Origin of the sequence: Clostridium sp. AM27-31LB (assembly GCF_003480745.1) — a bacterium.
GTDB classification, from domain to species: Bacteria; Bacillota; Clostridia; order Lachnospirales; family Lachnospiraceae; genus Butyribacter; species Butyribacter intestini.
This window is the reverse complement of sequence record NZ_QUJS01000014.1, coordinates 37,383-47,294: the sequence shown is the minus strand read 5'-3', so window position 1 is coordinate 47,294 and position 9,912 is coordinate 37,383. Positions and strand designations below refer to the sequence as shown.

General features: G+C 32.7%; 6 protein-coding genes and 1 pseudogene. 5 read left to right on the top strand and 2 right to left on the bottom strand.

Annotated features, from left to right (window positions below):
* Positions 1–221: pseudogene (locus DW721_RS15345) on the top strand (hypothetical protein); the annotation flags it as partial.
* Between the two features lie 870 nt (positions 222–1,091).
* On the opposite strand, the gene DW721_RS15340 reads toward DW721_RS15345, so the two are convergent.
* Positions 1,092–1,784, bottom strand: a complete 693-nt coding sequence (locus DW721_RS15340) for a LytTR family DNA-binding domain-containing protein (RefSeq protein ID WP_118746253.1) — start codon at positions 1,782–1,784, stop codon at positions 1,092–1,094.
* A 91-nt stretch (positions 1,785–1,875) separates the two neighbouring features.
* On the bottom strand, positions 1,876–3,207 hold the full coding sequence (locus tag DW721_RS15335; protein ID WP_118746252.1) for a GHKL domain-containing protein: 1,332 nt from the start codon (positions 3,205–3,207) through the stop codon (positions 1,876–1,878).
* A gap of 380 nt (positions 3,208–3,587) precedes the next feature.
* On the opposite strand from DW721_RS15335, the gene DW721_RS15330 reads away from it, so the two are divergent.
* From DW721_RS15330 to DW721_RS15315, 4 genes are all read left to right on the top strand, one after another.
* Positions 3,588–5,693, top strand: a complete 2,106-nt coding sequence (locus DW721_RS15330) for a S8 family serine peptidase (protein ID WP_118746251.1) — start codon at positions 3,588–3,590, stop codon at positions 5,691–5,693.
* A 110-nt stretch (positions 5,694–5,803) separates the two neighbouring features.
* Complete coding sequence (locus DW721_RS15325) at positions 5,804–7,867, top strand: leucine-rich repeat domain-containing protein (protein WP_118746250.1); 2,064 nt, start codon at positions 5,804–5,806, stop codon at positions 7,865–7,867.
* Between the two features lie 188 nt (positions 7,868–8,055).
* Positions 8,056–9,033, top strand: a complete 978-nt coding sequence (locus tag DW721_RS15320; protein WP_055946491.1) for a hypothetical protein — start codon at positions 8,056–8,058, stop codon at positions 9,031–9,033.
* A complete protein-coding gene (locus DW721_RS15315; RefSeq protein WP_118746249.1) occupies positions 9,023–9,583 on the top strand; it encodes a papain-like cysteine protease family protein in 561 nt (186 codons plus the stop codon). The genes DW721_RS15320 and DW721_RS15315 overlap by 11 nt, the downstream gene beginning before the upstream one ends.
* Positions 9,584–9,912: the final 329 nt, after the last annotated feature.

Genomic DNA, 9,912 nt, shown 5'->3' with positions numbered 1-9,912 from the left:
ATAGGAAAGGCGAAGAAGCCGGAGAAGCCCGTGGGATTGAAATTGGAGAAGCCCGTGGAATTGAAATTGGAGAAAACCGTGGAAGAAGTGAGGGATTAAAAAATCAGATAAGAAAGAAACTTGCAAAGGGAAAAGCGATTCCACAGATAGCAGATGAAGTAGAAGAAACAGAGGAAAAAGTGATTGAACTGATAAAAGAAATTGAGACGGAGCAGGTGTAGGGGGGAGAATATGAGTTTTTGGTTTTGTACTTTTTTAGGTTACCGCTTATCGCAAAAATTGACCGTTCGTCGCATTGTAATGGAATATTGCAGATATGTTTGTTAAGATAAAGTTAATCAAAAATTGCAATGTTTGAAATTTAATTTAAGAGGAAGGGATAGTTTTGGAGTTATATTCGGGCGAAGATTGACTTTTTTGGCTTAAAAAGTTTTTTTAGTTAAAGGTTTAAGGTGAAACTACGGTAAATTATAGTTGAGATAAAGTTACAAAAGGACTCTCGTTCTTTAGGTTATCTGGGAGTGATAATGTTCTTGAAGTTAAGGAAAGAAGTAAATTAAAGGTCTATTAAGCAGTTAAAATTATTCGTTTTTTCAGGAAAGTTTTTTGTATATATGTTTATAAATGTGTGAGTATGTAATAGATAAAGATAATGCTTATGCGAAAAATGACAAAGGAGTTTTGATGTTGAGCATGGGTGGATTTTGTGTGCCGGAAATGGTTAGTATAAGAGTAAGGATGTTTTTGTGGTGTTTACTAACTTAAAGACTTTGCTTATAAAGAGAGCTATGCACATGAAGGATATAAAGAGGGGTCATATTCTAAAATAAATGATATTGATACAAAAATGGATTTGGAAAATAATCATAGGGGAAGAAATTTGGGGGAGATTTATTCTGCAAATTCATTTAATGATAATGAGATTGCAAAGTGTATATTGCAAAGTGAGATTTCGGGGAAATTGGAAAAGTAGTTATAGCAAAAATTAAAAAAATGTGTAGTAACTATATTTAGTAAAGTTAAATACAAAAAATAGTTATTTGCACATAGGTTGTATCTAAATACAAATATCTAAAATATTGTGTTTAAATTTATCTGCACCTCAAAAGTTTCAATGTATATTCATCAAATTTGAGTTTTAGTAAATTTGAGTAGCGGCGGCTTATCGGAAAACTCATGCCATTATATAAAACTACTTTTTTATCCTGAATTTTTTTATAATGTTTTAAATTTATGATGATTCCCCGTGAAATAGGGCAGAAATCAAATTCCTCAAGTTCTTTTGCCCAGTCTTTTAATGCTTTGCGGCTTGAGAAAGAATTTCCGTTATTCGTATAAAAGATGCTGTATTTATGTTCGGAAGTTACATACAGTATATCCTGACATGGAACAGATACCTCATCATTTATTTTTATAGGAAGAAAATTGCAGCTTAAAGCGGCGGCGCGTTCAATGTTTGTTTTGATTGATATTTCTGAAAACGGTTTGGAGATAAATGAAATTACATTTCGACCAAAAGCGTCTTTTATCTGCTCCTCATGGGAAGTGTTAAAAATTATAAGGGTAAAATGACATTTTTGTTCAAGTATATTTTTGACTTCTATGCCTGTCATACCGTTCATTTCTATATCTAAAAAGACTAATGTGAGCGATGGGCATATATCAGAAGAAAGAAGTTCTTCGCCGGAGTCAAATTGATAAGTATCAATATATCCGAGGTTATGGCATAAATTGTTTAGTTGTTCCCTTGTTTTAGGGTCATCATCACAAATTCCTATTTTCATTGCGAAACCTCCTGTTTTGTTCAAGCAGATATTAGTGGTACACTTCGCTGCTTGTTTGATAGTGATTAGACTATAGCCATACAACCGGAGTTTATGTTACATTATGTAGAAAAACATAAGCGGAAAATGTATTGTTTTCTGTTTTGAGTTCAAGTTTTCCGTCATACTTTTCGACGGTATCCGCAACATTTTTCAGCCCAAATCCATGATTTAGGGTATCGGATTTTGAAGTTGAAAAAATCGAACCACTCTGTTTTTCGTATGGTTTGCAAGTGTTTATAATATATAATGTTATATTGTTTTCGTCGTTTGAGATAGAAATATATAATTTCTTTTCTGTTTCAACAGTATTGTTGTCGGTATCGGTATGCAGACTGAAAGTGTCAGTGTTAATGCGGCAGAGAGCTTCATAAGCGTTTTTCAGCAGATTTGAGAGTATGATACATAGGTCATCATTGCTTATAAATGTATCATAGGAAAATTTTCCGTCAACTTTAAAAGAGGTGTTGTCAGGTAAAATTTCATAAAAATAGTTGATTATCGCATCGGCTATGGTGTTGTTTGTTGATATAAAATATATTTTTGCTTTTATTGTAGTAAGCTGGTTTACATAAGCTTTCAATGCGTCAAAATCATCATTTTGTGCGAGTGCCTGCATTGCTGTTATGTGATAATTGTAATCATGTCTGAAATCACGGAGGTCTGTATTTTTTTGAAGCATATCTTTATAGTGCTTTTCCTCTAGAGAGAGCATTTTTGATTTTACATTGCTGAGCTGTTCAAGCTCGGAATGGATATGGACAATTCTAAAATACAGTATAAGTATCACGATGCTGAGGACTATCATTGTGTAGATTGCCAGCACCAGAAGCCTGCGGCCGAGTTGGTTTATATTTTGGAAAAATAATAAACCGGAAACGAGTGACAGGAAAAAATCGACAAGGATAACGCAGAAGATTAAAACAAAATGCTTTATCTGTATTTCTTTTAAAAAGTTGATTGTAAACGAAAATTTCTTTCGCAATTGGGTGATAATGCAAAAAATGATTATACCGGTTATCAAGTCATTATATTCGTGTGATGAACTGTTGTATTTGGTATGGCTGATCATACAATAAGAGTAAAAGCTGATTAAAGCTATTATATTGATTGCGAGTGTTTCGGATATGACGGTAAAAGAAATCAAAGCCGGACGCTCAGCAAAAACAAGTAATGAAACCGGCAGGATAATAAATGTATTAGGTAATGGAAAAGCTGCCAGAAGTGTATATAAAAGCCATGCTGATGAAAGTGCAAGAGCAATATATCTTTTTTTAGCTCCGGCAAGCGGTATTAAAAGTATATTTTTTGGTATATACAAAATGATTATAAGTTCTAATATATAATTTAATGTACTTTCTAAATTATCTGCTGTAATATTCATAACCTACCCCATATCTTTCCGTAAAAACACATTAAGGTAATTATAAAATACAGTTTTATATATGTCAATTACCGTTTATCGCAAAAATCGACCGTTCGTCGCATTGTGATGGAATATTGCAGATATGTCTGTTAAAATAAAGTTAATCAAAGATTGCAATGTTTGAAATTAACTTTAGGGAGGGGGAAGCGTTATGGAGGCATATTCGGGCGAAGATTGGTTTTATTGGCTTAAAAAGTTTTTCGGTTAAAGGGTTAAGGTGAAACTGGAACTACGGCAAGGTATAGTTGAGATGAAGTTGCGAAAGGACTCTCGTTCTTTGGCATATACGGGAGTGAAAATGTTCTTAAAGTTACAGAAATAGAAAATGGAGGAAGATAATGTTAAAAAGGATAATTATAAAAGGGTTAATGTTAGCAACAGCGATAAGTGCAAATATTAACATTTATTCAGTATCGGCAGCAACAAAAGACAATTTATCTGAAAAAGAATCGGTTTATATAGTAGATGTTAAAAATAAAGCAGGGTTGAATAAAATAATAAATAATTATTCAGATGATATAGTTAAAACTTATTCAGAGGAATCAGATGGGGAAGATGAAAATATTGTTACAGTTAGTCTTACTGATTTAGAGTTAAATGAATTAAGTGAAAAGACTTATGTCAATAATATCGAAAATGATTACATGGTAGATGGGTTATCAGAAAATGAGAGTAATATATTTGCGGATTCATCATCAGAATCTGAGTCTAATCAGTGGAATCTTGAAGCTATAAATGCGACAAATGCAAATGCTGCAGCTATAGAAAATACAGAAAAGCCTGAAAAAGTTAAAGTAGCACTTATGGATTCCGGAGTATCAGCTACTGAGTACATAGATGTATATAAAAGAATAAATTTAATACCGGAACAGGAGAATGTAGAGGCTTTATTTGATGATGTATCAGGGCACGGAACAGGAATGGCAAGTATTATAGCAGGAAATGATATAAAGGGTATAAAAGGTATTGCACCAAATGTAGAATTATATTCGATTAAAGTATTGGATGAAAATAATGAAGCTCCGGTAAGCAGAATAATACAGGGAATATATAAGTGTATAGAAGAAAAGGTTGATATAATAAATATGAGCTTTGGTACTGTAAATAAATCCGAGGCTTTGGAAAAAGCAATAAAAGCAGCTAAAGATGCCGGTATTTTAATGATTGCATCAGCCGGCAACAGAGGTGATTCGGATAGAGCTATAGAATATCCGGCAGCATATGATGATGTTTTGGCGGTTGGAGCAACAAATAGTAGTGCGATTGTAAGCTCGATAAGCTCAGTTGGTGATGAATTAGATGTATATGCTCCGGGAGAGGACATCGCAGTATTAGATTTTTTAGATAAGGTTCAAATGATAGATGGCACCAGTGCATCAGCAGCAGAGGTTACAGCAGTTGCATCTGTTTTATGGGAGAAAGATAAAACAAAAAGTGCAGATTTTATCAAGGATATTATTATAGAATCTTCTAATAACAATCTGGGGACATTGGAAAATGGTGGATTGGTAGACTTGGAATACGCATTGAAAATTTATGATAGTTTTAGTGAAAATTATAACGGTTTTATAAGGGACAAAGGAGAATATAGTAATAATAGTCCGATTGTAACATATACTGATGAGCAGGTAAAAGCCAGATGGGCTAAAAATATACATACAGGTGTTATTGATTCAAGTTCTGCAGATTTTTCAGATACAGCAAAAAATGTTATAAAACAGGGTCTGCTGTTTCCTGATACAAGAAGATTTGATAAAGTAAATGGACATTGGAGAAATCTTAATGGAAATGATAATTATATGGCAGATTATTTATATTTGATAAGATTGGCGAGAGAAACATATTTAAATGGCATGAGCAGTGCAAAAAAATATACAAAATATCCGGCAAAAAATATTTCAGCTCTTTCAAAAATGGAATATAATGAAGGTTATGATAGGAAGAGCAGGATTGATGAGTATTTTTATTTTATTACTAAAAAAGATAAATGGAATGAAGCACTATGCTGTAAAGATTATAAATCATTATCAGTAACGGATAGAAATCACAGACAGGGACAATTTATTTTTGGAATGGCGATTCATACAGCGATGGATGCGTTTGCGCATAGATCAAAGGTAGATGGATATGAATATGATGGAAAAACTACAGATCAAAAGACATTGACCGGAAATAACTATAGCAATAAAACAAAGTCAGATTTTGCATTAAGATATAAAGTTGCAAAGGCGGTAGCTGATGGGGCAATAAAACAATGGAAAACAGATCATAATTTTGGAATACAACAGTTTCATAAAAGTAATATATACACAGATGGGACATTCAGAATGGCTAAATTTGCAGACTGTGCAAAAGCTACTGAAATTGAAAAATATAATCAATATAAATCTTATTTTGTAAACAGAAATAGTTCAATTGAGCCTAAACAAAAACCAAAAAACTAAATCTTTCGTTTATTAGTAAGTATTTTGCAACAATTTGTAATAATTTCTGTCTTATAAGATGAAGCATACAAAATTAAAAATATACATCTATTTGGAGGGAGGAGTTAGACATGAAGAGAAAAGGTATATTATTAATTGCAATAGTGTTTATGGCATTGGCATTTCAATATGCCAATTCAGATGTATGCCATGTGGCAGGAAAGAAAACTGCTTACGGAACTGTGAGTGAAAACGGCGAGGTATTGTATATTCCGAAAACGGTAAAGATAGCGGATGGATTAAATTTTGAGTATGATGGGTATTATTACAAGTCATTAAAAAAGGTAGTAGTTTCAAAAGAAAATAAATATTATAAATCAGTAAAAGGTGTTTTGTATAATAAAAAAGGAACAGAACTGGTTCATTATCCTGCCAAAAAGAGTGGGAGTACATATAAGATACCGTCATCGGTCAAATATGTTGATTGCGTAGCATTTATAGGGAATAAAAACATTAAGAAAATTATTTTAGGTAAAAATGTGAAACATTTTGATGACAGTGCTCTTAATTTTCGAACTATTGGAAAGGGATGTACAGAACTTGAAAAGATAGTAGTTTCAAAAGAAAATAAATATTATAAATCAGTAAACGGTGTTCTGTATAATAAAAAGGGCACTAAACTGGTAGTATATCCTGCCAAAAAGAGCGGAAGCACATATAAGCTGCCATCAACGGTAAATTATATCGGATGTTGGGCATTTATGGGAAATGAAAGTCTGAAAAACATTACCATAGATGAAAATGTTACAAAAATTGATGAAGGTGCATTTAAGGGAACAAAGATTGAGCATATTGAGTTGTCAGGTGGCAAGGCTGATGCCGGCAAAAAACTTAAACTAATGATGGATGCTTTTGCACAGTGCAGCAATTTAAAAGAGATAACAGGCGGTTACAGAGTATCTGAAACGGGCTGGATGACATTTGAATTATGTAAAAACCTGCAAAATATGGATATAGGCAAAGGTCTGGAAAAACTAGATTATTCATTTGGCGGCTGCGTGAGTTTAAACAAGATCTGTTTATCTGATAAACTAAAAGATATAAATGGAGATGCGTTTGTAGATGGAGGTTGTAAAGAGTTTTATGTAGAAGATACTAATAAGAAATATAAGAGTATTGATGGCAGTCTGTATGAGATAACTGACAGTGCAAAAGGCAGTATGAAATTGTTGTTTTCGGCAAATACTTCGGATTTTAAATATGTTACACCGGATAATGTGGTGGAAGTAAGCGATAGTGCTTTTAAAGGCAGAGACGCTGTAAAAGAAATTTCAATAGGCGGAGGAGTCACTGAGTTTGAGTGTGATTCAATACAAAATTGTAGTGGACTTGAAATACTGAGATTATCTTCAAGAGTAAAGAAAATTGTTAGATTTAGATGGGACTATGGCTGTTATGTTTCTGACAATAATCTTTCAAATTTAAAAAAGATAGAAGTTGACGCTGGTAATGCAAAGTATGAATCGTACAATAATGAATTGTTCACAAAGGGCAGAAAGAGAGCGATATTATTGCCATATGGCAGTAAGAATATAATTATACCTAAAGAAACAGAAGAATTCTATGGTGGAATAACACTTAACAAATTTGAAAAAATAGAAGTTGAGAAAGGAAACAAATATTTTACAGTCAAGGATAATGTTGTGTATGATAAGGATGTTACTAATATAATGGTTTTTCCAACATATAAAACAACATATACACTTCCTGCTACATTGAAAGAGTTTCCGGCTATGACATTCAGATATGTTGAGGATTATCTTGATTGGGCTGGAACGGCAGAGATAACCAAAGCCGATATGAACCTTAGCTGTGTAAAAGTTGCAAAAGGAAATAAATATTTCAAGGCAGTAGACGGTGTACTGTATGCAAAAAAAACGGGGCAGTTAGAGTATTATCCGCCTGCCAAAAAAGGAAGTTATAAAATTTTAAAAGGTACAAAAACCGTTAATGACAATGCTTTTGTCTATACAAGATACCTGACAGAACTTACGGTTCCAAGAAGTGTTAAAAGCATAGTGATAAGTCCGAGAGATTCAGCAAGTCTAAAAAAAGTTAAAGTATCAAAGAAATGCAAAGTAACAAAGATGACAAAGAGAGAGGGAGCAGGAGTTAAAATTGTGCGTGTAGGTTAGTGTGATAAAGTGTCACCGGTTGCAGCAGGATGCGGTCGGTGACGCTTTGAAGTTTATCTGCATCGCAAAAGTTTCACCAGATAAATAAAAAGTTAAAAAGATGACTTGTTGTATGGCAAAGTACATTTTGATAATAACATTATAAAAATAACACTTAGCAAAAATTAATACGATGGTAGGAGAATGAAATGATTATAAAAGGATTTAAAAATTATTGTACAGTAGTTATTATGGCATTTATATTTGGTATGGGGATAACAATTTTTGTGACAGATTATTTTGGAGACTGTGCATTAAAAATTATGGAGTGTGAGGCGAAAGCGGCAGATATAAATGCGTACGAATGGGAAAAAGAGTGGACTGGTTTGCAAAAGCAAATGGCAGACGGGGCAACTGCTGTGTTAAAAAAAGAGATTACATTTAATGATAAAGATGTAAGTGAAGAAGAAAAAGCTACAACAATTAAGTCATATGATATAAACAATGCAGTTCCAATGTGGACATTGTCATCTGACATGACAATGATTGCAGACTATCATAAAAATAATAACAGTTTGTCAGGTCTTATTAAGTGGAGCGACAGATGGTACATACCGGCAAAAACGATGACAGGTGAAGATGCGACGATTTTATTGCAAAAAGAAAAAGACGGTTATCATGTCTATGGACAGTATTTTGGTAATGATGACAATTATGTTGCTGATACGGCAGATGAAATAAAAGATAAGATTAAAAAAGAATTATCAGGTGTGTATATAACTGAGGTAAGGAATATCTCGATACCGTTTTATGATATAAATCTTATATATATAAGGCAGGAAGATGGAAAAGAAAAAGTTATACCATACCAGTCGGAAAGTGCAATAACATTAAATGATATTGGTGAGGAAGAAGGAAAACTTTATACAGTCTCAGAGTTTATATCGAATATGGAAAATGAGTATGAGGAGTATAGTGAACAGGAGTTAAAACAGATAGTAAAAGAAAATAAAACGCAACAGAACTTGGGAGGAAGTCTGTTGCCTAAAAAGAAAAAAGTTGAGGAAAAAGATAAATCAAGAGATTTCTTTTCAGGGCATATTACGATTATGATTATTTCGATTGTTTTAGCTGTGGGAGTGCTTTTCGTAATTAAATTTATAATAAGGAGGAAATATGAAAATTAGATTAAGAAAATTGAGTATAATATTAATTTGTGCATTTATTTCTTTGAATATAACAAATCCAATAAATGCAAAGGCTTCATGGATTTATACGACGATTACAACAGGATTTCAAAAGCAAGAAAGAACGAATTGGTGTTGGGTGGCTAGTGCGAGAAATATGGCAGTGACAAAAGTCAGTAAAGTTAATGTGGTTAAATCACAAAGTAATGTGGTACAAATTATTAAGGGAAGTATAAAAAATGAGACGGGTAGTTTGCGGGAAACATCAAAGGCAGTAAAAATTTTTAATGTATCATGCAAATCATCATATAAGTTTGCAAGATTGTCATTTAAGACACTTAAAGAAAAAATAAATAAAGGAGGTGGGGTAATTATGGCAATGCAGAATCCACTTTATGGAGGACATGCTATATTACTATACGGATATGATTCAAATGGCAAGGTTAAAGTTTATGATCCTAAAAAGGGACCTATTATATGTCGGTATACAGATTTAAGAGATGGTAAAACATTAAGTGGTTATAGTTATGAACAAAGTATATATTATTGATTGTAATTTTCGATGTAGAATAGAAATGAAGAAAATGTTTATATTGATAGAAAAATAAAGTTTGTAAAACAGGTGATTGTGCTATAAAGTGCAGTTGTCTGTAATTATTTTTAGAAAAAATTTCCGCAACAAATCTCAATTTTTACTGTTATATATATTGTAGGCAACAGTAAAAGGAAGTGAGACAATATAAAAATACATGTACTCTCGAAATCTTCTGAACGAAGAATTTCGAGATGAATTTTTGATATACAATGACATTTTCGCAGTGAAAATGGAAACAGTATATCGGAAATGCAGCCGAAATGACTCGTTTTGAGAAGATACCG

What these genes read in the sequence shown, in the direction of transcription:
- DW721_RS15320 (WP_055946491.1), top strand. Translation starts at nt 8,056, where the DNA reads ATGATTATAAAAGGATTTAAAAATTATTGTACAGTAGTTATTATGGCA.
- DW721_RS15335 (WP_118746252.1), bottom strand. Translation starts at nt 3,207, where the DNA reads ATGAATATTACAGCAGATAATTTAGAAAGTACATTAAATTATATATTA.
- DW721_RS15325 (WP_118746250.1), top strand. Translation starts at nt 5,804, where the DNA reads ATGAAGAGAAAAGGTATATTATTAATTGCAATAGTGTTTATGGCATTG.
- DW721_RS15315 (WP_118746249.1), top strand. Translation starts at nt 9,023, where the DNA reads ATGAAAATTAGATTAAGAAAATTGAGTATAATATTAATTTGTGCATTT.
- DW721_RS15330 (WP_118746251.1), top strand. Translation starts at nt 3,588, where the DNA reads ATGTTAAAAAGGATAATTATAAAAGGGTTAATGTTAGCAACAGCGATA.
- DW721_RS15340 (WP_118746253.1), bottom strand. Translation starts at nt 1,784, where the DNA reads ATGAAAATAGGAATTTGTGATGATGACCCTAAAACAAGGGAACAACTA.